The organism is Ruegeria meonggei (assembly GCF_042768335.1).
GTDB lineage: Bacteria > Pseudomonadota > Alphaproteobacteria > Rhodobacterales > Rhodobacteraceae > Ruegeria > Ruegeria meonggei.
Genome location: NZ_JAXHBT010000002.1, coordinates 411652 through 436817 on the forward strand (window position 1 = coordinate 411652; position 25166 = coordinate 436817).

At 51.9% G+C, this 25166-nt stretch carries 18 protein-coding genes and 1 pseudogene; 10 read left to right on the top strand and 9 right to left on the bottom strand.

Going from position 1 to position 25166, the window contains the following annotated elements; all coding sequences use genetic code 11:
- Window positions 1-62: 62 nt before the first annotated feature.
- Both SJY13_RS22015 and SJY13_RS22020 read left to right on the top strand, forming a co-directional pair.
- Window positions 63-746: pseudogene (locus SJY13_RS22015) on the top strand (IS6 family transposase).
- A gap of 354 nt (window positions 747-1100) precedes the next feature.
- Window positions 1101-1472, top strand: coding sequence for a bleomycin resistance protein (locus tag SJY13_RS22020; protein ID WP_377194370.1), 372 nt, complete (start codon window positions 1101-1103; stop codon window positions 1470-1472).
- Window positions 1473-1708: 236 nt separating this feature from the next.
- On the opposite strand, the gene nadC is transcribed toward SJY13_RS22020, so the two are convergent.
- From nadC to SJY13_RS22045, 5 genes are all read right to left on the bottom strand, one after another.
- Complete coding sequence (nadC, locus tag SJY13_RS22025) at window positions 1709-2557, bottom strand: carboxylating nicotinate-nucleotide diphosphorylase (protein WP_377194372.1); 849 nt, start codon at window positions 2555-2557, stop codon at window positions 1709-1711.
- Complete coding sequence (locus tag SJY13_RS22030; RefSeq protein WP_377194374.1) at window positions 2554-4119, bottom strand: L-aspartate oxidase; 1566 nt, start codon at window positions 4117-4119, stop codon at window positions 2554-2556. The genes nadC and SJY13_RS22030 overlap by 4 nt, the downstream gene beginning before the upstream one ends.
- A gap of 8 nt (window positions 4120-4127) precedes the next feature.
- On the bottom strand, window positions 4128-5180 hold the full coding sequence (gene nadA, locus SJY13_RS22035) for a quinolinate synthase NadA (protein WP_377194376.1): 1053 nt from the start codon (window positions 5178-5180) through the stop codon (window positions 4128-4130).
- A gap of 226 nt (window positions 5181-5406) precedes the next feature.
- Window positions 5407-5706, bottom strand: coding sequence for a CcdB family protein (locus SJY13_RS22040; protein WP_377194378.1), 300 nt, complete (start codon window positions 5704-5706; stop codon window positions 5407-5409).
- Window positions 5706-5936, bottom strand: a complete 231-nt coding sequence (locus SJY13_RS22045; RefSeq protein ID WP_085824808.1) for a type II toxin-antitoxin system CcdA family antitoxin — start codon at window positions 5934-5936, stop codon at window positions 5706-5708. The genes SJY13_RS22040 and SJY13_RS22045 overlap by 1 nt, the downstream gene beginning before the upstream one ends.
- A 492-nt stretch (window positions 5937-6428) precedes the next feature.
- Here SJY13_RS22045 and SJY13_RS22050 point away from each other — a divergent pair, with 492 nt between their 5' ends.
- Both SJY13_RS22050 and SJY13_RS22055 read left to right on the top strand, forming a co-directional pair.
- A complete protein-coding gene (locus tag SJY13_RS22050) occupies window positions 6429-7025 on the top strand; it encodes an NYN domain-containing protein (RefSeq protein WP_377194380.1) in 597 nt (198 codons plus the stop codon).
- Window positions 7026-7423: 398 nt separating this feature from the next.
- Window positions 7424-7792, top strand: a complete 369-nt coding sequence (locus tag SJY13_RS22055) for a hypothetical protein (protein WP_377194382.1) — start codon at window positions 7424-7426, stop codon at window positions 7790-7792.
- Window positions 7793-8304: 512 nt separating this feature from the next.
- Here SJY13_RS22055 and SJY13_RS22060 read toward each other — a convergent pair.
- Window positions 8305-9150 carry a LysR family transcriptional regulator gene (locus tag SJY13_RS22060; protein ID WP_377194384.1) on the bottom strand — a complete coding sequence of 282 codons (846 nt, stop codon included), beginning with the start codon at window positions 9148-9150 and terminating at the stop codon, window positions 8305-8307.
- 87 nt (window positions 9151-9237) lie between these two features.
- Between SJY13_RS22060 and SJY13_RS22065 the strand changes: the two genes are divergently transcribed.
- From SJY13_RS22065 to SJY13_RS22075, 3 genes are all read left to right on the top strand, one after another.
- Window positions 9238-9705, top strand: a complete 468-nt coding sequence (locus SJY13_RS22065) for a c-type cytochrome (RefSeq protein ID WP_377194386.1) — start codon at window positions 9238-9240, stop codon at window positions 9703-9705.
- Window positions 9706-9718: 13 nt separating this feature from the next.
- Window positions 9719-10627: a c-type cytochrome gene (locus SJY13_RS22070; protein WP_377194388.1), complete on the top strand. Its 909-nt coding sequence runs from the start codon at window positions 9719-9721 to the stop codon at window positions 10625-10627.
- Between the two features lie 542 nt (window positions 10628-11169).
- Window positions 11170-11343 (top strand): hypothetical protein, encoded by a 174-nt coding sequence (locus SJY13_RS22075; RefSeq protein ID WP_377194390.1) that lies wholly within the window; start codon window positions 11170-11172, stop codon window positions 11341-11343.
- Window positions 11344-11449: 106 nt separating this feature from the next.
- Here the strand turns inward: SJY13_RS22075 and SJY13_RS22080 are convergent, their stop codons facing one another.
- The gene (locus tag SJY13_RS22080) at window positions 11450-18334 is read right to left on the bottom strand and encodes a calcium-binding protein (protein ID WP_377194392.1); all 6885 of its coding nucleotides are present in this window, start codon (window positions 18332-18334) and stop codon (window positions 11450-11452) included.
- A 55-nt stretch (window positions 18335-18389) separates the two neighbouring features.
- Window positions 18390-19007, bottom strand: a complete 618-nt coding sequence (locus SJY13_RS22085) for an imm11 family protein (RefSeq protein ID WP_377194394.1) — start codon at window positions 19005-19007, stop codon at window positions 18390-18392.
- 1154 nt (window positions 19008-20161) lie between these two features.
- Between SJY13_RS22085 and SJY13_RS22090 the strand changes: the two genes are divergently transcribed.
- From SJY13_RS22090 to SJY13_RS22100, 3 genes are all read left to right on the top strand, one after another.
- Window positions 20162-21604: a hypothetical protein gene (locus SJY13_RS22090; protein WP_377194396.1), complete on the top strand. Its 1443-nt coding sequence runs from the start codon at window positions 20162-20164 to the stop codon at window positions 21602-21604.
- A 583-nt stretch (window positions 21605-22187) separates the two neighbouring features.
- Window positions 22188-22829, top strand: coding sequence for a GNAT family N-acetyltransferase (locus SJY13_RS22095; protein WP_377194398.1), 642 nt, complete (start codon window positions 22188-22190; stop codon window positions 22827-22829).
- 580 nt (window positions 22830-23409) lie between these two features.
- Window positions 23410-23631: a hypothetical protein gene (locus tag SJY13_RS22100; RefSeq protein WP_377194400.1), complete on the top strand. Its 222-nt coding sequence runs from the start codon at window positions 23410-23412 to the stop codon at window positions 23629-23631.
- A gap of 435 nt (window positions 23632-24066) precedes the next feature.
- Here SJY13_RS22100 and SJY13_RS22105 read toward each other — a convergent pair whose 3' ends face one another.
- On the bottom strand, window positions 24067-25044 hold the full coding sequence (locus tag SJY13_RS22105; RefSeq protein WP_377194402.1) for a LysR family transcriptional regulator: 978 nt from the start codon (window positions 25042-25044) through the stop codon (window positions 24067-24069).
- Window positions 25045-25166: the final 122 nt, after the last annotated feature.

Here is a 25166-nt window from a genome sequence, read left to right on the forward strand (position 1 = left end):
CCCTACCTGTCAGTTCGAGTGCATTTCTGGTAGCGCGCCCGATAACATGACAGGAGCAAGCCGTGAAAATTTCATTTAAGGGCGCGCGTTTTCCGAAAGACGTGATCTTGCACGCGGTTTTCTTCTACCTGCGCTACGGTGTTTCATACCGGGACCTGGAAGAAATCTTGGCGGAACGTGGCGTTGATCTGGATCATGCAACGCTAAACCGTTGGGTCAGTCGATATGCAGGTCTCATTGCTGAAACAGCGCGGTATAGAGAGCGTTCCGCAGACCGTTCGTGGCGCATGGATGAAACCTATGTGAAAGTGAAAGGTGAATGGGTTTATCTTTACCGAGCGATCGACAAACACGGCAAGACCCTGGATTTCATGTTGTCCGAGCGCCGGAATAAAGCCGCTGCGACGAGGTTCTTCGCCCGCGCTCTCGAGGTGAACGGATTGCCACGCAAGATCGTCATCGACAAAAGTGGTGCCAATACAGCTGGCATCAAGGCGATCAACAAGATGTTGAAAGGCTTTGGTTGTCCGATCTCGATCGATATGGTCAGGCGGAAATACCTCAACAACATCATTGAATAGGATCACCGTTTCATCAAACGAAGGATAAGACCCATGCTGGGCTTCAAATCTTTCGCTTCAGCCGCATCTGTCCTGGCAGGCATAGAACTGGTCAACATGATCCGCAAAGGTCAATTCACGCCCGGACTCCGACCGTTTCAGCAGTTCGCCCAACTGGCAGGGTAAACCGCCCTCTAATTCCGCTGATGTTCTTTCATGTAAATGTTTGCGAAAGAACCCAGAAGAGACAATTGACACTATTGCTGAGTTTCTCAGGTAAGTTCCATAACCGAATGCCAACAACGCGGGACGAAATCGCCGTTGCCAGGTTGGAATTTCTAAGCGAAGTGTACGTCTATGAACATAGTGCCGATCAACCCCTTAAGTTCGCGAAAATGAATGAAAGTTTTGGCGCGTAGTTGCGTTGCTTGCTTGAAGTCAACACCCGCAGTTTGAACCCACTGAGTCGCAAGAATAGAGGAGGATTTTTGCAGCCCCATCTCGAGTACATCAAAGAATCAAGAAACCAGGAGATAAAAAATGCTGAACAGTATATGCCCGATTCTACCCAGCCGCGATTTCGACGCGACATCCTCATTTTATGATCTACTGAGTTTCAGAGAGGTCGCAAGGTTCGACGCCGAGGGTTACTTGATCCTCGTTCGTGACAACGTTGAGCTTCACTTTTTTAATCACCCTCAGCATGATCCTGAGGTCTCTGAGCATGGTGCTTTTGTCCGTGTCGACGATGCAATGGACCTTTCGGAAAGCTTTGTACTACTGAATCTACGCACTGAGGGCATTCCGCGTTTCGCAAGAGCCGAAAACAAGCCCTGGGGCGTTTGTGAACTGGAAATCGTCGATCCTGATGGGAATTTGCTTCGCATGGGTCATATCGTAGACGAAGAATAATCCTCATTCGACTTGTAGCTTGGAACGCGTTCGGCAAAAAGCTCAAGCCCATCCGTTGCTCAGTGCAAAATGAGTTCACACAAGCCGGCTAAGGGAAATTATGTAAACTTTACTGATTAACATCGCGATTCTTCCAAGAACACAACCTTAGTCAAAAACCCATTCGAGGAAACCGCGTTATCCGGCATCGATCTACTTACGCTCTGCTACTGTCGAATCCATTGCAGATCCGCAATTCAAAAATCCAAGCCGACATCAACAGAGCGGTATGAATGGGTCAACGCTCCGGAGGAAATGTAATCCACTCCGGTCGCAGCGATGGCTGCCACAGTGTCATGACTGACGTTTCCAGAGGCTTCGGTCACCAATTGGCCGTCTGCCATTGCTACAGCCTCTTGCAATTCGTTCGGGGACATATTGTCCAGCAAAACAACGTCCGCCCCTCCGACCTCAAGCACTTCGGCCAATTGGTCCAACTGATCAACTTCGATTTCGATCTTCATCATATGTGAAGCGCGCGTCTTTGCAGTCTCCAGAACCGCACGCACGCCGCCAGCGGCGGCGATGTGGTTGTCCTTGATCAGGATCGCATCTGAGAGCGAAAAGCGGTGGTTGAATCCGCCACCGTGCAGAACGGCTTGTTTCTCGACAATGCGGAGCCCGGGGGTTGTCTTGCGTGTGCAGGTTATACGCGTTTTGGTTCCCCTTGTTTCGGCAACTAACGCTGCGGTTAACGTGGCGATCCCTGCCAGTCGTCCAACAAAGTTCAATGCCACCCGTTCCGCAGAAAGGATCGAGGCCGCGCTGCCCTGGATTTCCATCAGCGCGTCCCCTTTTGCGCAATGCTGACCATCATGAAAATGAGTGATGATATCCAGCTTGGGATCGACCAGACGAAAGGCCAGCTCTGCCACTTGCAAACCCGAGATCACAGCGTCTTCACGGGCGTTCAGCCGAGCGCTGTAAGTCGCCGCAGCAGGGATAACAGTCAGGGTGGTAATGTCTCCGTTGGCCCCCAGATCCTCCATCAGCGCGGATCGGACTAGCGGTTCAAGGATCAAGTCGGGCAGTGCCGGATAACTCATGTGGCGTCCTTTGCGATACGGTCCCTCAGCGCCATTGCCTCGCTCAGTGTCAGAATCGAGCGTTGGCCAGGGCCGGGGGTGGTTTCAGGAAAATCAGATCGGTAATGCGCACCGCGGCTTTCCTCGCGGATCAGTGCTGCCGCGGTTATCAGGGTGGCCGTTGCGGTCATGTTTAGGAAAACTTCTGACTCCGCATGATGGGCCTCAAGCGCTGCGATATCGGAAAGGGCGCTTTCCAACCCGGCCCGCTCGCGTACAACGCCCGCATGTGAGGTCATGGTTCGGCGCAAGGCGGACACGGTCTGTTCATGTGTATTGTTCATACCAAGGACGAAACGAATATCGACCGACGGTGCATACTCCGCAGGTACAACCTCTGCAATACCCCGGGCGCAGGCACGGGCAAAGACCAGAGCCTCAAGGAGTCCGTTTGAGGCCAGACGGTTGGCACCATGCAAGCCGGTGCAGGCAGCCTCACCACAAACCCAAAGCCCGGCCAATGAGCTGCGGCCCATCATATCCGTCACCACTCCGCCCATATGGTAATGCGCCGATGCCGTTATCGGGATGGTCTCGGAAACCGGATTGACGCCGTTGCGGGTGCAGGCGTCGGTTACAGAGGGGAACAAGGTCGCAATTTCGGCACCGATAGCCGCACGTGTATCGAGCGCAGGGCGTAGGCCAGATTGCGCGCGCAGATAGACGGCGCGGGCGACGATGTCGCGAGGAGCCAGTTCACCATCGGGATGAATATCGGCCATGAACCGATGGCCAGTCTTGTCGATCAAGGCTGCTCCTTCCCCGCGCAGCGCTTCGGTTGCCAAAGGCGTCGGATCTTCTCCCACGTCGATCGCTGTGGGATGAAACTGCACGAACTCCGCATCGGCGATACGCGCGCCGGCACGGGCCGCCATCCCGATCCCTTGCCCCCGGATACGCGCAGGGTTGGTGGTCTGCTCATACAGGCCCGATGAGCCACCCGTAGCCAGAACATGCGCACTTCCCCGTAACAAAACCGGCTGCGCATCAGGCGCGTCGATGCTGGCCAGGAAAACTCCGGTGACTTGAGCGCCGTCACTTTCCAATGCAACAGCCTGCGCAGCTTCGACCACCTGAACAGAAGACGTCCGGCGCAATTCCGCAATCAGCGCCCGCATGATTTCAGCCCCGGCCTGATCGCCCTTGACCCGCACCACACGGGCAGCGGAATGGGCGGCCTCGCGCGATTGAACAAAGCTTCCGTCAGCCCTGCGATCAAAGCCGGTGCCAAGATCTGACAGGTCCAGTACATGCTCGCGCGCCGAACGGGTCACAAATTCAGCCACTTCACGCAAAACAGACCCGGACCCAGCCCGCATCGTATCATCCGCATGGGCCTGAGCACTGTCGGTTGGTGCCATCGCAGCGGCCACACCGCCCTGGGCCCAAGCTGAACTGGCACCGGTTCCCAAAGGTTCCGGTGAGATCATGACAACCGGTCGCGGCGCCAGTTTCAACGCCGCATAAACAGCGGCCAAACCTGCACCAATGATGACCACGCGATTTGTGGCTATCTGTTGCATTGGGACGATCAGATACCCAATTGCCGCGACAGGTCTATCATACGCTGTACGGACTGCCGTGCTTTGACTGCAACGTCGGCGTCAACCTCAATCTGACCGGTCATGGTGTCGAGTGCAAAGAGCACCTTTTCCAGGGTAATTTTCTTCATGTACGGGCACATGTTACAGGGTCCGACGAACTCGACCTCGGGCAGTTCATCGGCAATGTTCGATGCCATTGAACATTCGGTGATGAGTAATGCTTTTTCGGGTTTTTCGTCGGTGACGTATTTAATGATTCCGCTGGTTGATCCGGAAAAATCGGATTCCGCCACAACGTCCGGCGGACATTCCGGATGCGCAATTAGGCGTGTCCCGGGGTTCCATCTGCGAAAATCACGCAGATCGCTGGCGCTATATTGTTCGTGAACGATGCAGGACCCTTCCCACCAGACAACATTCTTTTGGGGGACATCGCGCGCAACGTTCTGCGCCAGGTATCGGTCGGGGGTCATGATCACGGTGTGGCTGTCCTGGGCCGCAACGATCTGCGCTGCGTTGGATGACGTACAGCAGATGTCCGACGCCGCTTTGACTTCTGCGGTGGTGTTTACATAAGACACAACCGGAGCCCCGGGATACCGCGTGCGCATTTCCTCGATACCTTCCGCAGTAATCGATTCTGCCAGCGAACACCCCGCCTCCATATCTGGCATCAGCACTGTTTTGGTTGGGCTAAGAATTTTGGACGTCTCGGCCATGAAATGCACGCCACACTGCACGATTACATCTGCCTCGACCTCGGTCGCCCTGATGGCAAGCTGCAGGCTATCCCCGCCAAAATCGGAAATGCCATGGTATATCTCTGGCGTCATGTAGTTGTGACCCAAGATCACTGCATTACGCTCGGCTTTTAGATCAATGATTGCCTTTACATATGGCGCATAGATTGCCCAATCGACGGGCGATACCACACGCGACATCCGATCATAGATATCGGTCATGCTGGCGGCCAGCTCGGGCGATGGGGTCAGATCATACTTTTCGGAGAGGTGAGCGCGCTGCGCGGGGAGGTCGAACACGGGACTGATTTCTGCCTAGCTTACTTGTGGTGCCTTAAGTAACGAACTCGATTTAAATTGAACACCAGTCAATAAAGGAAAATGTGCCAATTTTCGCCGTCGACTTGGAACCAATTGACTTTTTTATCTTGACACTCAAACCACAAGGTCATGGGATGTCCATTCCATCAAAACCTTGCTAAGTTGTTGACGTGGGCCTGTGCCAACTCGGCGCCTCTTACTTCTATCAGAATCCCTGCATGAGCATATCTACGGCGACTGTGATCTGTTCAAACTCGTCTTTGAGATCACTCACTTGAGACTTGAGAATTCCAACAGGCACGGCCGCTAAAAAGTGGGTGGCCATGACGACATGTTCACCATTGATCTCGAATACTGGGTTGAGCCGGGTCGCAGGTTTTGGAGCCTTCGTTTTCGGCAAAAGCGGCACAACAACACGCGTGTTCAAATCACTCAGAAGATCAGTTTGAACATCCAGAAGGAACCCGTCACCAGAAGGGTTGGGATAAACATCGTATTTTGGCATTAGAACTGTCTGAAGCTTTCCAGTGGTAGCCCATGTCGTTCCACATAAGAATTGGAGCTTCTCAGAGCTGCAGCATTTTCACTTTTCCATTGCTCTGCCTTTGCAGCAGCAACGGCTACACGTACGCCGTCTTCGGCCGCGCGCGATAGGTTTACTTTCAGCTCCTTGGCTTCAGAAAGTAAGACACTGTCGAGCGACAGATTAGTTGGTTTTCGTGATTGGGCATTCATTCGAAATAATCTCCGCATGCGCCTAAAATATCAACAAGCATTATGGGCGTCAACTATGCGCATACTGAGCCTACCGGTATGGAATGTTCTTCAGAGGGGTCTGACTCGTAGCACTTGAACGCCAGAGTCTCCGACTACTTCGGAAGTTCTAACTGAATTGAGGCCAAAGTTTGCGACAGAGCCCTTCGATGTAATTCACAACCCAGAGGTTTCGGATCACTGCCCTCTGATATTGGAATTGCAATCACGCGGCAAGAAAGCTGACATTGGCGCAGCAGCAACGAATTCACACTTCGTCCGCCTTCCAAACCTTGAAGCCGCAAGAGCTGGCTCGATGACCCACCGAAAGCACCAGATGACCGCTTAGAGCCCTGAGCAGCCGTTGATCACATTTCAGCCTTTCGCTCATGCAGCAGGTTGCGAACCGCGCTAACCGGACATCCGTCAGGATGGTAATGCCATCTGGGCTTCAACGATGTTTCTTCCGATGGTATGGACATCACGATAAATTATTCGATCATCGAGATTTTAGCTGTGCGCTTTCTTTCTACTATTTTCACCATTTCAATTTGCGGCGTAGTAGTCGCGGTTCTAGACGCTAGCCTGTCAGATTGGCTTTTGTTGGCAGTGCCTTGCGCAATGACCAGCGCGCTGCTTTTACTCAATAGCCGGTTGCAAAGCGCTGAGGTCAACAAGAACTGGATCGTTATTGATGGATCGAATGTCATGCACTGGAATGATGGCACTCCAAAAATGGAAACTGTTCGAGAGGTGGTTTCAACTCTCACTAACGCAGGTCTGACCCCCGGCGTAGTGTTCGACGCCAATGCTGGATACAAAATTTCGGGACGCTATATGCATGATAAAGCCTTGGGTAGCCTCCTTGGTCTACCCAAAGATCGGGTCATGGTAGCCCCAAAAGGTATGCCCGCAGACCCTATGATATTGCAGTTTGCCAGAGATTATGGGGCAATGATTGTTACAAACGACAGATTTCGTGATTGGGTCGACGATTATGCTGACGTATTGAAATTGAAGGAGCCAGTGCGTGGTGGATACAAAAATGGAAAACTCTGGTTATCGCTTTGACGCTATAGCAATGTCGGGAGAATTTTACCCTCTACAACACACAACTAGTACTTTGAGCCCTTACCTGCCTTTCCCAAGCTACTCGATCTCTGTGCGCGCATGCGTCCGGTAAGCGGACAAGTGTCCCTTTGCGAAATGCAGGGAACGAGCCTATGCGGAGAGGCTGTGTGAAAACTCTGACTGTCCGGCGAAATACGCCGAATACAGCCTCTATGTGCGTTCTCTCGCACTTCTGAGGGAGCTTTTGCACAGGCGACGAAAACGAGCGCGACGAGAGAGCTCATGGGCCGGAGTTTTTACACAGCCTCCGGACAAAGTTGCCCTTTGTTCATTGTCGTGACTAAACTTCCAACATGTTGTTTCGAAAAACCGTTCGGCCAAAAAAGTCAGGACAGAATATGAAAGCACCAGAAAAGATTACTGGAATGAGCCTCAAATGGACTGGACGTCATCACTCCGTATCCGGTGACTTTGTGGAACTATCAACGCATACACTTACTTACGTGACCGATGATACCTGTTTTGCGACATCAGATGGTCAACTTGTTGGCGAAGCCTCCTACGTCTATCGGCGTTTGGACGAGCAGGTCGGTATATGCATCTACAAACCAAACATCTACCAGGGCCGTACAGATGTCGTTCTTAACGCAATTTTCAATTTCCACGAAATGACCGACCGTGCCGTCCTTACTGCAGGCGGCGAGCCATTTGCAGTTGCTGACGGACAAATGGAATGCGTACCGTCGCAACCCAAGCCAAGGATTTGAATCATAGAAGTAAATTTTGCACTAGCGTTCTGCGACTAGCAGGATAATACCATCTTCCTCAACAACCCGGGTGGTGCGCTCCTTGCTGCCGACAGACAATATGCTCAGAACTGTCCCCGGCTCGAAATCGCGCTTTTCTGTCTGGCTGGTGTGAAGCCGTCACCAGAACACATGCAGAAAACTCGGTTGGGTAAACATGGCAATAATGGGCTCAACGTGCCAGCACGAGCACGTCGCACTCGAGGTCCGGTCTGGAGCCCAGAGCGGCCGTTCATCATGCCTCGGTCCTTTGCTCATGCAGCAGGTATCGAACCGCACAATCCGGACGTTCAGCATTCTAAACCAAATGGCCGACTAAGCTTTCATCAGCCTAGGTCTTCGCAGTGGCTGTTCCAATCTCCAAAGCGGTCATCACAGCGGCGACCTGATAGCCTAAATGCAGACCTAGTGGATTCCACGACCAAATGGCTGACTAGAAAACCGCCCTCTTCGTGGCCGCTTTCCGAGCTATGTCATGCAGCCAGAGCATTGGATAGGCGTTCAATCAAAGCTCGCTTGACGACGGAAAACCTCGGAGTTTGCGCAATTTCATCAAGTGTCGTGACCCACAGAGGAACTTCAATTTCGAGACAAATATCCATCGACAGCTGAAGCCGAGGATCCGCGTTTCCAATAAAAGACGGTAGAAACGCTTTGCCCACCCCGGCCGCAGCCATCTGCTGAAGCACCAAAAAGCTATCTGCGCCGTTGGTCATTTCATCCGCACTGACATGTTCTGCTAACCATTTGGCTGGGAGCGAGCGGTTCAACGCCCCATCAAGCCTCATCCATTTTCGATTTGGGGAGCCGTTGTCAAAAACTCCAAATGACAGCGTACCCGCACGTTCCCCGACAAGCCCTTCTTCAAGTTTTATCGAGGGTCGTACGGCGATGTCCGCTGTCAGCCGCGATAGATCATGATGGCTGTTTCCGCTCAATAAAGTCAGCTCCAAGCCGGGGTACATCTGCGATATCTCGTTTAGTATTTGAGGCAATACAAGCTGGCAAAGGCTATCAGTGGACGCAATGCGTACGTGACCTACAGGGGACCGGTTTGCGCCCACAATTGCCCGCTCTACGGACAGCACGGCGTCTTCTACGCTTTCCATCGCCGAAAGAATTGTGCTGGCCTCGGGGAGTGCGGAGTACCCTGACCGGTTTTTTTGAAAAATCACACATCCAAAGCGTTCTTCAAGTGCAGCAACTCTGCGCAGGACCGTTGCATGAGTAACACCCAAGGCCCCAGCGGCTGCGTTCAACGATCCGTATTTTCTAACGGCAAGCGCGTATCGAATATCATCCCAGTTTTGATTGTTCATAAATTAACAAGTGATGACGAATAACAAACAATTACAAGAAAATTCGTTCAAACTAACATTCCGACATATTGATTAGGGAGGCAAACCATGATGAAGAAATTTTCGATCTTTGCGGCAGGACTTATGTCAGTAGCAGTTATTGGCACAGCCATCGCGCATGAAAGCGAAAACCCGGCAGTGAAGGCCCGGACCTCGATAATGCAACTCTATTCTTTCAATCTTGGCACTCTTGGCGGCATGGCCAAGGGAGAGACGGAATATGATGCCGAGGCGGCAACACGGGCCGCGAATAACATCGTCGTTCTGACGCAGATCGATCAATCCGCGATGTGGCCCGCCGGATCCGATAATGTGGCCGACCCGTCCACCCGCGCGTTGCCTGCAATTTGGGAGAACTTCCCGGATGTAGGCGCCAAGGGACAGGCTTTGGCCGACGCCGCTGTTGCGATGCAGGCCGCCGCCGGACAAGATGTCGAGGCGCTTAAGGGGGCGATGGGTGATCTGGGCGGCGCCTGCTCCGCATGTCATAAAGCCTATCGAGCACCGAAAGACTAGAGGAGCGCTAGCTATGCGGCGTTTTTTCATTTTCGCCGCTGTTGTTGCAGTTCTGGTCGGGTTGGCCGGTCTAGTGCTAACCCGACCGCAGAGAGTTGATCGGACCCAACTCGACGGCGTTACCCCTGACCTTGCAAGAGGTGAGACCGTTTTCTACGCAGCAGGATGTGTATCATGCCACTCTGCTCCGGATGCCGAGGGAGAGGAAAAACTTATTCTCGCTGGCGGTCGTAGGTTTGAGACGGATTTTGGCACTTTCATTGCCCCAAACATATCCAGTGATCCGGTTGCTGGTATTGGGTCCTGGTCCGCGCGGGATCTGGCCAATGCCCTGTTTCATGGAACTGGACCCAATGGGCAGCATTATTATCCAGCGTTTCCTTATACATCCTACGCAAACATGACAGCGGAAGATGTCGCATCGCTCCATGCATTCCTCGCCTCCCTGCCAGCGGCGGCGATTGAAAGTAACGCGCATGAGGTTGGCTTCCCTTTCAATTTTCGACGCGGGCTGGGCGGATGGAAGCTATTGTATCTGGAGCCAGGCTGGGTGGTTGAAGGCGACCTGACTGACCAACAGATCCGAGGCCGGTATCTGGTGGAGGCGCTGGGACATTGCGCTGAATGCCATACACCGCGAAACGGATTGGGTGGATTGAAACGTGATCTTTGGCTGACCGGCGCACCAAACCCAAGCGGAAAAGGTCGTATCCCAGGACTGACCGCAGACCAACTTGATTGGTCCGAAGCTGACGTCGCGGAATACCTGAAGTCGGGCTTCACACCGGATTATGACAGCGCCGGCGGTGAAATGGTTGAAGTCATCGAGAATACTTCTCGATTGAGCGATGACGAGCGTTTAGCGATTGCCGCTTATCTCAAGGCCGTTCCTGTGCCGCAGATTGAGTTCCCATCAGAGTAACAGGTGTTTGAGGCTGCGATGCGGATGCCAAGGATGTTTCCCCCTGTTCGCAGGTAGAAAGCCCAGCGGCTCTATTTCCCTTTTCCCAATTGCGAACGACATGAAGTCATCACGGGTTCGCTGCCGACATTCCCTGCGACGTGTTGGAGCTGGCACCTTGAGCCCCTGAGCCGCCATTGATCACACTTCAGCCCTTCGCTCATGCAGCAGGTCGCGATACCGTGCAAACCGGACATTCCCTGTCTGGTTCGTGGATGGCGGTGAAGCGGACATAGCGAGCTTTCGCTGAGACCGCGCCAACGGCCGCTCTTGCGAAATTGAGATGACCAAGACCACTTCCTACCGTTGTTAAAAACGGTCGTTTGCTGTTCAGAAATCATCCACAATCCTAGCGGTAGCCAAACAGTCGGAGATGCCGAGCACCCCAGTTCGCGCTGGCGCTGGTACTAGTTCATATAATCCTACTTCCCACCCCCAGGGATGTACTGGCAAACCGCAACATCACTCGACGTATTGAAGCCACTGGCGAAGAAGAGAATGTCGTGTTCGATGATAAGCCGTCGATCCGGGAGCAGCTGGAAGGTGTACTGAACAAGCCGCGTGAGACGCTGGAGCGAGATGATGGACGTAAGGCGGAACAGGATCGCGGCGAAGGCCATGAGCAGGAACGGGAAATCGACCGAGACAAGGATGGAGGAGAAGGACACAGCCTCTGAATTGCCCCGATGAGGAGCTGGTTCGAATCCTGCCCCAGGTGCTCACAACGAGGGCGCCACACCGGGCGCTCTCGTTTTGTCTTTTTTTACAGAGGGCTTTAGCTGGTCAAACAAATACCAAACTGTCATCAACAATTGGGGCCGTGAGCAAATCGCTCCTTGTCCACTCAACACCATCCGCGAACTCGATGGTTTCAACACCATAGCGATTGTTGGAAACCAGTTGATCCAGAAGTATGATTTGATCGCCGTCGGATAGTGTCAGAACAACATCATTCGGATCAGATTGCAGCCGCTCAACCGTGACATCAGTTGAATTAATATCGGTGAATACAAACTCGTCATTACTCTGATAGGTGTCGTAATCGCTGATCGTGTAAGACCCGTCACCCGAACTGTGGACATAGGTCTCGTCGCGTTCCGTGCCGACAACCGTGCCGGTTGCCTTCATGTCGGAAACCATCTGGTTGCGGAAAGCGGTGTGATCCCAGGTTGTGCCGTCGGCGAATTCGATGGTTTCGATGGAATACCGCAGGTTCTCATCGAGATACCGCACGAGGGTGATGGTTTCACCATTGGTGAAAGACAGCACCGCATTATTGCCAGACCGCGACAGGGTCACGTCAGATGGGTTCAGATCGGTGAACTCCAGGCGATCATTACTCTGATAGGTATCGTAATCGCTGATCGTGTAAGACCCGTCACCCGAGTTGTGGGTGTAAGTCTCATTGTGTTCCGTGCCGACAACCGTGCCGGTTGCTTTCATGTCGGAAACCATCTGGTTGCGGAAAGCGGCGTGATCCCAGGTTGTGCCGTCGGCGAATTCGATGGTTTCGAAGGAATGCCGCAGGTTCTCATCAAGATACCGCACGAGGGTGATGGTTTCACCATTTGCGAAAGACAGCACCGCATTATTGCCGGACCGCGACAGGGTCACGTCAGATGGGTTCAGATCGGTGAACTCCAGCCGATCATTACTCTGATAGGTATCGTAATCGCTGATCGTGTAAGACCCGTCACCCGAACTGTGAGTGTAGATCTCATTGCGTTCCGTGCCGACAACCGTGCCGGTTGCCTTCATGTCGGAAACCATTTGGTTGCGGAAAGCGGCGTGATCCCAGGTCGTGCCGTCGGCGAATTCGATGGTCTCGATGGAATACCGCAGGTTCTCATCGAGATACCGCACGAGGGTGATGGTTTCACCATTGGTGAAAGACAGCACTGCATTATTGCCAGACCGCGACAGGGTCACGTCAGATGGGTTCAGATCGGTGAACTCCAGGCGATCATTACTCTGATAGGTGTCGTAATCGCTGATCGTGTAGGAGCCGTCACCCGAACTGTGAGTGTAGATCTCATTGCGTTCCGTGCCGACAACCGTGCCGGTTGCCTTCATGTCGGAAACCATTTGGTTGCGGAAAGCGGCGTGATCCCAGGTCGTGCCGTCGGCGAATTCGATGGTCTCGATGGAATACCGCAGGTTCTCATCGAGATACCGCACGAGGGTGATGGTTTCACCATTGGTGAAAGACAGCACCGCATTATTGCCAGACCGCGACAGGGTCACGTCAGATGGGTTCAGATCGGTGAACTCCAGGCGATCATTACTCTGATAGGTATCGTAATCGCTGATCGTGTAGGAGCCGTCACCCGAACTGTGGACATAGGTCTCGTCGCGTTCCGTGCCGACAACCGTGCCGGTTGCCTTCATGTCGGAAACCATTTGGTTGCGGAAAGCGGCGTGATCCCAGGTCGTGCCGTCGGCGAATTCGATGGTCTCGATGGAATACCGCAGGTTCTCATCGAGATACCGCACGAGGGTGATGGTTTCACCATTTGCGAAAGACAGCACCGCATTATTGCCGGACCGCGACAGGGTCACGTCAGATGGGTTCAGATCGGTGAAGACCAGGCGATCATTGCCCTGATTGGAATCATAGTCGGTGATCGTGTAAGATCCGTCTCCGGCTGTGTGATAAAACACATCAGCACCTGACGTACCCACCTGATCGCCAATAGGAGCTGAAATTGCGTTCACTGTAATTGTAACGGTTGCGGTATCTGAACCGCCGTACCCGTCAGACACCGTGTAAACCAGTGTTTCTTGCCCATTAAATCCGATGTCTGGTGTGTAGCGAATATGTCCGTTTTCTATGATTGCCGTGCCATTCGAAACGCCGTCGATGGAACTTATTACTAGGTTATCACCGTCGCCATCATCGTCGTTGGACAAGACATCCAGCAGAATCGTGCTGTTTTGCGATAATACCGCGATGTCATCTGTGGCAATGGGATCAATATTAGACGCCAGCCTGTCGGCGTCCGCTTTATTCAGAATGCCTTGGGCGTTCAGCACAGCTCCATCGGCAAACTCGATGCTCTCCAGTCCCCAAAAATTGCCCGTAAAGTGATCCGTTACGGTGATGGTCTCACCATTGTTCAACGTGATCACCAGGTCTTGTCCCACATTCTGCGAAAACGTCACATCCGCCGCATTAACATCTGTGAAGATCAGCTTGTCGTTCTCTGTGCCAAAGGCGCTGGAGTCACTGATCGAGTAAGATCCGTCTCCCAGGCTGTGTGCGTAGTTCTCAGCAAATGCGGACCCCATGACCACGCCAGAGGCCTTCTGATCCGATACGGACTTGTCCCGGATCGCCTGCCCATCCAGTACTGCTCCATCGGCAAACTCGATGCTCTCCAGTCCCCAAAAACTGCCCGTATAGTGATCTGTTACGGTGATGGTCTCACCATTGCTGAGCGTGATCACCAGATCCTGTCCTGCATTCTGCGAAAACGTCACATCCGCCGCATTAACATCTGTGAAGATCAGCTTATCGTTCTCTGTGCCAAAGGCGCTGGAGTCACTGATCGAGTAAGATCCGTCTCCCAGGCTGTGTGCGTAGTTCTCAGCAAATGCGGACCCCATGACCACGCCAGAGGCTTTCTGATCCGCAACGGTTTTGTCTCGGATAGCCTGCGTATCGAATATCGTGCCATCGGCAAATTCGATCAGTTCCAGATCCCAGAAACCGTCTCTGAAATGACCTGTTACGGTGATGGTCTCACCATTGCTGAGCGTGATCACCAGATCCTGTCCTGCATTCTGCGAAAACGTCACATCCGCCGCATTAACATCTGTGAAGATCAGCTTATCGTTCTCTGTGCCAAAGGCGCTGGAGTCACTGATCGAGTAAGATCCGTCTCCCAGGCTGTGTGCGTAGTTCTCAGCAAATGCGGACCCCATGACCACGCCAGAGGCTTTCTGATCCGCAACGGTTTTGTCTCGGATAGCCTGCGTATCGAATATCGTGCCATCGGCAAATTCGATCAGTTCCAGATCCCAGAAACCGTCTCTGAAATGACCTGTTACGGTGATGGTCTCACCATTGCTGAGCGTGATCACCAGATCCTGCCCCGGACTCTGCGAAAACGTCACATCCGCCGCACTAACATCTGTGAAGATCAGCTTATCGTTCTCTGTGCCATAGGCGCTGGAGTCGCTGATCGAGTAAGATCCGTCTCCCAGGCTGTGTACGTAGTTTTCAACAAATGCTGACCCCAAGACCACGCCAGAGGCTTTCTGATCCGAAACGGTTTTGTCGCGAATAGCCTGCGCATCGAATATCGTGCCATCTGCAAACTCGATCAGTTCCAGATCCCAGAACCCGTCCTTGAAATGATCTGTTACGGTGATGGTCTCACCATTGCTCAACGTGATCACCAGATCCTGCCCCGGACTCTGCGAAAACGTCACATCCGCCGCACTAACGTCCGTGAGGATCAGCTTGTCGTTCTCCGAACCATAGGCGCTGGAGTCATTGATCGTATCGTTTCCGTCCCCGAGTCTGTACACATATGTGTCAGCAAACGAGCTTCCTTCCAACACATCATCGCCAGTGCCGCCCATGAAAACCTTCGAGCCACCTGTGCTTTGAAGTGTGTCGTCCCCTGCCCCACCGACAACAATTGCGTCTCCGTCGACGGACAAGGTGTCGGAAGTATTTGATCCCACTTCCAAAACTACGCCAAAAACGGCCTCAAGTTGTACTTCCGTGACCGGCAGCGATGAATCGGCAAGCGCGGCTGGGAGGTAGCCAAACTCCGCCTGATAGGGCTTCAGGTTCTCCAAGGCGTTTTGGATCGCTTCAGCACCCTGGTCTACGTATTGCGCGACGAATTCGACAGCAAATTTTGCTCCGTCACCGAAGAACACATCGTTGAGCACGTCGTACCCAATATGTTCAAAAGGAGCTAAGTAGCCCAAGTCCGCATCTTCGCCTTCAGTCAGAATGATGCTTTGTACAGACTGTGCGAGGAAACGGGTTTCAAAATAGCTTCTGATCGCATCAAACTGCTCCGAAAAAATCGGTATCAGATCAGGGTCCGGAACTCCGACTATTATCTTGTCATGGGCTACTGAGTTTTCGGCCCGGGTATAATCCTGCCCCATCAGCTTTTGGATCACAGCAAATTTCTCGGCGCTCAAATCGGGGACATACTGGTCATCAAGATCTTGAACGTCACGGTTTGAGTCGAGCACGATTGGATTGCTAGGTCCCCCGGTGATCCGACCGCCAACAACTGATGGCCCACTATCAAGAATATCTACGTTTCCATCGCCACCATCGTTGATAATTCGCGGAGGAACAGGGAGGAAGGAAATGCCCCCTTCCTGTGGTGTACCGTCCAGAAGGAGGGTATTTATCAACGTAAACGCTGGCATATATGCCGAGCTTGGACGCACCACGTCATTCTGTTCAGCTATGCTGTTTACATCGTCAAAATCGAATTGCTGGTCGCCGATGACGTCAAAGATATAGAAGTCAGGGTTAGGAGCACCGGACAACGGGTCAAATCCTGGAGCGAGCTTCTTGTCCTCGTCATACAGATAGGTGATTTGCACAAAGCCAGCCTCGGACAACCACTTGGTATCTTCTACGCCCGCCCAGCTCACCAGAAAATCCTCAAACGCCGATTGAAACGTGTCCATTCCTTGGCTGCGAGCCACTTCAATCAAACCCTTCGCTTCCGCCTTCAACTCGGGGTCCTGGGTAAATGCGGCAGGTGTAAGTGCCATCTCGCCGAATCCGGGCAACCAGGGCAGCAGAAAGACCTCAGCGTCGAACACGAAATCCTCAGGTAGTTCAAACACCGTCTCCGCCTGGTCCAGTCGAAACAAGACTTCAGCAGCCTCGGACGTCGACCCGTCGGTATGAGTGACAGTCGATGTCGCGACAACCTCATTGGTACTTACAAAATGGCCAGCTGTTTGCGATGCCAGAGAGATTGATGCAATTCCAGCGTCCGTGAGGCTTTGCAGTTCACTTGCATCAGAAACCCCGTCCTGATTCAAATCCTGCCAAACTTGCAAATCGGCGAACTGCGCGTCCTGGCTATCTATCAGGCCATCGCCATTACTATCTAGTTCAGCAAGTTCTTCGAATGCAGTTGCTGTCGGCGACCCAAAAAGCTCGCCTATTCCGTCAACTTCACCGTTTCCGTTTCGATCCAGGACCAGCAGCCCATCATCCGGCGCCACCCAACCCGTTGTTTCGGCAAACCCATCATCGTCCAGATCAAATTGCGCTTCGGAATTCTCTAATCTTGTCAGCTCGACACCGTCGCCGTCTAGATCCAGAACCAATGGATCGTTAATTGGATCGCTGAAGTATTGGATCAATTCTTCCCAACCATTGAAATAGTCCCAAGCAAAGCCGACAGCAATTCCTACGACCACAGCTGCAACAATCGCCGGGAAGGCTGCGGCGGCTGCCGTGGCACCAACTACACCGGCAATCGCGGTTACAGCTGTGTAGGCGGCATAAGATGCGACAGCAGAAACGGTTACAGCGAAAGCCGCCTTTCCAAGTACATCAACTGCGGCATCTGTATCTCCATTGGCATAGTGCTGCTGAGCTTGAACAGCCGCGATACCAAGTTCGGCGACGTCTGCGATTGTCCCCCCAAAGACCAGTGCTTTACTCCAAGGGGTGCTGTTAAGCGTTCGGCCTAGGTCTTCATTCAGGGTTTTCAGCGTCTCAACGATATTGTTCGTCGCAGCCTTGAAACCATCAAGTGTGGTAGCATTCGCGGCTCGACCAATTGCTTCGTTGAGCTTGTCGGAAAAAGCGTTGATATTCCTGGCAATATTATCCGCGTCAATAACTGCGGTTCCGTCTGGAGAAACCCTTATGTTCACTTCCGAGATCGCGTCCTTAACAGTGGTCACCGCATTGGAAACGTCAATTTTTGGGCTGCCATCTGAATTTGCGCCCGGCGTCTTGTCCAAGTCGCGGATACTCTTGTCCAGATCTGCGTCCGCAGCTGTTATAGACTTTGGTGAACCCGCATAAGGATTCTTGGTTGTAAACTCACCGGTTGCGTCATTGGCTATTTCAACACCAAGGTGGTTCCGGACTGCCTCCGCGCCAACTTTTATCGTATTATCTGCATTTATCGCTTTGTAAGCCCCATTGCTCGCGTCGCCAGCGACGCCTTTTTGGTAGGCTTCTGTTCCAATTATTTTTTCTGGGGAATGATTGTTGACATTGTTAGCCGATACATCCGCCGACGTGACATCTGACCCCAAGTCCTTGATTGCCTCTGAGTCACGCGGGTCGAGATATGTGCTTTCGCCACCTGTCAGAGCTTTGCCTTCATCCGAGTAGTCTAGCGCAGATCTGAAATAGCTGTGTACACCCTGAAACATCTGACCTTTCTGGGCGTCGCTCAATGGGTTTCCGGCAGCGTCGACAGCAGTATCGATGGCACCTAAAGCATTTCGAACTGCGGCATTTAAACCGGGATGCGATCCCTTATGCATGAAACCATCGTTTGCCGTGGCGCCTTCGGCCGTCGTGGCTGCAGGTAACTTGTTATAGATCGCTTCTTGATTGAACTGACCGTTTGTCCACTTCTCGATCCGGTCTTCAAATTCGTTGTAAACGCCAGTCGGAATGATGTGATGTATTTGCACAGAAGATGTCATCGGTCAGTAGCCCCGTCAGTAAGTTCTTGATGCTATTTTTGAAAATATTGAGATATCAGCGCTCTTCGGCGCGCCAGGATTTGTAACCCTTGATCTTTTGTGCTTTGAACTCAGCGTGCATTTCGTTGGACATTAAGAGCGGCAAGTAGAAGTATCGGTTTTGTCGCCAAAGATGATGCCCTTGGATCGCTTCCTTTTTTAATACTAGATCATGAGATGTCATTGGCTCCATAACCATTCGGTCACGCGAAATTACGCCAGAGAACTGCTTTTCCATTCGCACACTGGACAATTCTTCGTTGACTGCATCGAGGTACATGGTCACATTCATGATGAAGTACGGGGCATCGGGTTTCGACCCATCCTTATACACGGCCTCGATCGGGATAATCTGATGCACGCCCGGATCGAAATCCTCGAGGATCTGTCGCACCCTGTCCGTGATGATGCGCACCCCGTTTTTGGCCGAAAAAATGTCCGGCAGTTTTTCGGCTTTCTTGGAAAACAACACCTGTTCTGGCGCCTCGCCTGGTTCTAAACGACGATTGCCGTGATGAAAGATGGTCGGAACGTCGTCTGCAATTTCACCTGATTGGAATTTCTTGCTCCATCCTGGCAAATCGAAGCCTTGTAGATAAGGTGCGGTAAAAGGATATTCGCAAACGTAAGCCATATGTTACCTCTTGCATCTCGTGTTGTTTGGCATGTGCTTCCGAAGCGCTAATTCGAAAAGCAAGCGCATTGGTGCAAATCGCACGTTTCCGCAGATAGAAAGATCAAAACCATCTCGCCCAATAATTTTGGTAAGTTCTCTTTCTTCATTGGGCTATCGCAGTACCCCAAAATACACACTCAGGTTGTTCGGATTGTTGCTTCTTCTATGCATCCCTGCATCGATCTTTAAAGGTGGCATCCCCTTAAGGATTAAGACACGTTCAAATCCGCGTGTGAGTTGCGCATTGCACATGCTGTACAGCAAAAAGGATTCTGAAATTGTCTTTGCTTCACTGCGTCCTCGATAAGGTCTCTTATTTTTCGGCACTATGCGTGTAGATCCAAGTGAATTTCAACCAGAATTTGCATTTAAGTGGGCGCGAGCGTTAATTTTTGCAGAGGACACGCCGAGCCAGAAAATCCCGTACGCGCCATCCCGAATCAAGCATAACTTGCGCGTCAAAAACGGTCGTTTTTGTCACTGGCGGGGATACGCCTGCAAGCATTGAAAAATCTTGTGCCCTAAACCCTTGGCGAAACTCGGTTTGATTTTGACACCTTTTTGGCCGCAGTCCGAGGAGCCGACATTGATGCAAAATGCGGCATCGGTTGAAATGGGCTCTCTGCCGTTATTCTCTGCGGGGCCCTTCGACTGGCGGTCAGAGCCCTAACCGGCCATTGCCGGGTGATCTGGTAGCTGCGGGTGCATTAGGCCGCTCGCAGCCCTTTGCCGACCTTGAACCCTAGCGAACATGTACGTGCGACTCTTGAGCTTGAGCAGCTAGTTGAAGGAGGCGGTTAGAATTGTTCGAGCTGAGCCAAAGACGGAAGCAGGGCGCGGTCAATGCGGATCCCGCCCTGCGCTTTGTTAACAAGACGTAAACTAAAGTGTTCGTCGCGCGTTCAATTGAGTTTTTCTATACCTACAATCGTCGGCTTCAACGGACGGGCACCATTAAATCGCCAAAAGTACTCGTGTCCCCGACAGCGTGTGCTGCGCAAACCTTTCACATTTTTTCCCTCAATATGAACTGGTAATGAACTGCGCGTTCTACATGAGTTCAAGCAACCTGGTCTTTAGTTGCTGCGTTGAGTTCGCGATTGGTAACGCAAATGAAGTTAATACGATTTTTGGAGAAACATTTCTCCGCAGTTTTGTTTTGTTTTTCGATTTTGAGCGGGGCGTATGTCTACGGGATTGCCAGCTACAAGTATGAATGGTTTCCCGTTCCGGTTCTGCAACAAGCCAAAGCCGGGTTTGACGCTTGGCAAAAACTTGAAGCCAAAGAAGTCATCTACGGAAAGGTGGAAGATGTAACGGTTCCAAAGGAAGATCTGACAACCTGGCTTGTCGAACCCAGGAACTATGACGATTTGTTGTTGATTACAGGCGGCTTTGAGGAACAGCCCGAACTCTGCCCCGAGCTTGGCTGCATCGCCTGGATAATGGATCGCGAAGGGAATGTATTTCACACTTGGAGTGTGTCGAGAGCGGACCTCTTTGATGGGCAGGAATTTGAAGGCTTCAGTGGACAGCCCGGAAGAGACAATGTGAATGTGTTAAGTGTTGATCTAGACGGCAACGGTGACCTTGTTGTCACGTTTCAAGCCAAAAACATGTTCCCTTATCATATCGGTTCGATGCGAATTGATCGGGAGAGCAATATTCTTTGGTCCTTTATAAATCACGCACATCACTGGCCTCATATTGCGGAGAACGGTGAGGCCCTTTTGCCCTGGGCACAGCTTGAGCAGTCTCCGAAGAAACATATTGGTCCAACCCGGATCGATACCAATTGCTCAGAATATGGAGCGGTTTACGAGGAAGGATTCCAAATCTACAATCCGGCCGGAGAGCGAATACGTGCAGTGCGGTTTGAAGATCTTTTTCTAAAAAACAGACTGATGGGTCTGGTATACTCAGTGCGCGAAGGGTGTGATCCTTATCACATCAATGGGCTTGTGGAGCTAAATGAAGCAACCGCAGCCAAGATCGAGGGTGCAGAGGCGGGCGATATCGCCATGTCTCTGCGATCCTCGAGCTCACTCATTATCGTGGACCGATATGATGATATTGTTCATCAAGTCATAATGGGTCCAATGGTCGCTCAGCATTCGCCAGTCGTCACAGAACGCGGTACTTTCGTACTGTTCGATAATCTTGGCGGTCTCGCATCGCAGGGCGGATCTCGCATACTCGAAATTGACCCGGTATCTGGCCTCGGCACATCGCTTTTTCCGTTGGCGGGTGACACAGAACACGTTCTATTTTCCGAAGAGCAAGGCGTAGTACGATTGAGTGAGAATAACGAACGTGCACTCGTATCGGTTTCTGGAACTGGCAAGGTTTTAGAAGTTGACTTGCTGGAAGGCAGACCAATTTGGGAATATCTTAATCAAACTAGTCTCTCGGCGTTCGTTCGTCGCATAGGCGAAACCACGGATGCCAATTTCGCTTTGATGGAAACACGAGGCGCGGATTATGTGTCCCGGGATTTTGTCGAAGCGGTATTGGGCAGGACAGAGCCAATTGGCGTGGTGCAGCCAGAAGCTTAGACAGGAAAGAAAGCCAGTAAATGACGGTTGTTGGGTAATGTTGCGATGACATCTGATTGGCAAACTAAACACGGTGCATTTTTCGACCAAATTGAAGAGAGCTGACACCTCGGAACCTTGCTACATTTTGACTTGTAGGCAGTCAAAGGTCGGCTTTGTCCGCAATGCCGCTGACCACGGCTCCAAAACACTGCATCTTTGATTTAAGGTCCGTTTCCTGTGCATTGCCGCCGTCGCTTAGGTCTAGTGCTGCACTAGCAGCGAAGGTCTGTTGTGTGGCCGAACTCACCTAGTAGCCACGTCAAGTTGTCCGGAAAATCCCACCGTTTTGTCCGAAAGCCGCCGCCGCGCTATAGCCTTGTTGCGCAGGCTGTGAATTCGGCGGTCACCAAATTTTTCTACTCTTGCCATGTCTCCTCTGGCGGGCCGCACCGCAGCGACGGCACTCGTCGTCCAACGGCAGTTCCGGGCCGGTCTTCATCCAAGTGAAATGCGCCTGACCTCCGAATGTTGTATTGCCCCCACACGCCTCAGCCCAATTCAGTCATCCATCGTTGCTTGAGCAGGACAATAAATTGCGCATTTGACAACAAGTATTTGCGGCCCACATGCTGAACGTGAAAATCGAGGTGGAAAGACCAAAGGTAATTTCTTGTTTAGATCATCAACCCGAAGTGAAGCAGAAAGTTTGTTAAGCGGACTTGCTCTTGGATTTTCTGCCGACCCATTCATGCGTTGGCTGTATCCTGAACCTGCCGATTTCCTTACCCACTTTCCGCGAGTAATGGACTTCTTTGGAGGGCGTGCATTTGAACAGGGTAGTGCGTTTCGAAACGATGATTTTACTGCTGGCGCACTTTGGCTTCCGCCAAGCATTCACCCTGACGAAGAACGGCTTGTCGCCTGTTTTGAGCAGACGGTCTCATCAGAAAAGCATGATGCGTTGTTCGAAACCTTCGGGCAGATGGACAATTATCATCCCGATGAGGACTGCTGGCATTTAGCTTTTATTGCGGTCGATCCAATTCGCCAAGGAAAAGGGTTGGGGTCCGCGTTGCTTGAATGCTGCCTCAAACGTTGTGACGAAGATGGAAGACCTGCTTACTTAGAGTTGACAAACCCTACAAATCTATCGCTGTACAAGCGCTATGGTTTCCAAGAGATGGGTCTAATCAAAGCCGACCAAGCCCCACCCCTGTTTCCGATGTTTCGAGCCGCCCAATAGCGATTGATCAAACGGCTGCATTGTCCGCGGTTCGTGAGTTCGACAGGCCTCCTTTCTCGCGAGTGCAGCGAATGGCGGCAAGGCGGGCTGCTACCGCAGCATCAACACTGGGTGGTCAACGGCCGCAATGGGCCGAACTCACTTTGTTGAAAGATGAGACGGCGTTCTCTAATTCTACCGACGCCAGTACCGATCGCCCTGCGACGTTGGGTTGATTAGGACCGTAAGTCGTATTGCAGACCGCTTTCCTCCAAAGGGAAAACTATTCGCGAATGCCAGGGCTGTCTCGCGCGTGGAGAAAGTATTCGCCAAGCCGGGGTTTCCAGTCGTACTGAAACTGCCCTTGCGCCAAGTTGCGTAGCTCCATCCAGATTTGCCGCGTCCGACAAGACCCACCCAAGGATGTTTTTCGTTGTGATCTTGATTTCCATCAAGTCTTTCTGGGAAAGGGAGTCCGTTCATCGGGAATGGCCTGCTAATCGGTCAATAGTGGCCTGATCTGGAATACTTGCTGAGTATGTGGTGATCTCGGCGTCAAAGGACAAGACCCACCGGTCATCGTTATGGAAAGGAAACAGCTTTGATAATCGCTTTGATTAATTGGCGTGTGAAATCTGGAGCGGAGGAAGACTTTCTCAATAAATGGAAGCACGAGGTGTCGCTAGAAGGTGCTAGTGGATTGATTGGTGAGTTTTTGAGCAAGGTCGAAGACAGCAATTTTCATGAAGGAGTTACATGGGAAATGGAGCCTGATCAAAGAGACAACCAAAGTGATTGGGCTTCAGAGGATTATACGTCGTAATTGAACGTTGGGATGTGGACGTCGGTTGACGCGTTCATGGATGCCGTTGGTAAGTACATGGTTGCTGGCCGGTCAATCAAAGACGACTTTGAGGCCGCTCCTCGTCGGAGAGCCATCCTCAAGCCCAAACACTGGAGTATTGGGTCAGACCAGCTTCCACAGGCGACAAGTGACGGTGTAAGGCCTTAAGGCAATCACTGACCCAATTCGATTTAGCGTTTCACACGAATGTCCGCATTGGGGAATGCTGTATCGCGGCGACGCAATCTCCAACGAACGACGTCATTGGGCCGTGGAATACGGGGTAGGGGCCTATGCTGCGTCTGCTCCGAGGTCGGCTTGGAGTCCAGAGTAACGGATGCCGCAACATGCATGAATGCCGGCTTTTGGTCACTCAATAGCCAAACACAAAAATTGGTTTTCAGATCGTAAGGTCTATAGTGATCTATTATGTTCTGTCCCTTCTTCATCTATCCAAAAGGAAAGGGGGTTTGCCTTCACGCCATCCAACATCCTCAACATTTCTGCCTTCCATCCCGCTTTGGTCTGTAATGCCAATTGGGACGGTGATCGGTGGTTTGGTTCGAGGATGGCATACTCATATCTGAGCGGTTTCGTGAAGGGTAAGAAAACCACTTTGCCATTCGAGAAGTTAAGCTCACGCTCAGTCGCAACTGTCAGCGGATCAACGATGCTGCAACACTGTCCTGAACTCACAAATGGGATTAATGGCAGAAAGTACTGGCAAGTTACCGTTGGGTTGTATTCAGCGGCAACGTTTTCAAACTCCTGCCGGATTTTTCGTTGAAACGGGTGTGAAGGATGCAGGCCGCCCATTGGCGTTCCATCCAGATCCGATAAGGTCAAGCTCTGGCGCGATGAAAGCGGATGATCGCGATCAAGGGCACAGAAGCAATCTGCCCGAATTAGCTCGGCGGAATATTGGGGTTTTTTACCGGTTGAATGCTCGAAGTCAGCAAAGCCGAAGTCGATGTTTTGTGATCCCGCAAGCTCCATAATCTGAGGTGAGCTGCGAGTGGAAAGTGTTATGCGAATTTCGGGGTTTTCGCCAACTGACTGGCTTATGAAACGCGGGAACAAAAAGGCAGATGGACCAGGCATCGTTGCAATATTCAAGCTTCCGGCATGCCCTTTGATGAGACCTTCCATGGTGTTGGAGATCGACGCGAGGCGGTCAAGAATGCCTGTCGTTTCTGCCAATAGATAATGCGCTTCGGGAACCGGCACCAAACGCCGCCCTTTACGTTCGAACAGCATCAGGCCCAGAGATTTTTCAAGGTTTTTCAACGCAAGACTGATTGCAGGCTGCGTTCGATTCAGTTTCTTGGCTGTTTGAGAGATGGAGCCGGTCTCCATCACCTCACGAAATACAGTTAGCTGGGTCAGGTTCATATGATTAAGTATAAGTAAAAGTTTAGTTTAGTGAAATATAACAAATTTGTATTTATGCAATTTGTCTCTACGCTTGCAGGATCGAAGTTTGGGAAAACCGAAACCGAAATTCCAACAAGGGA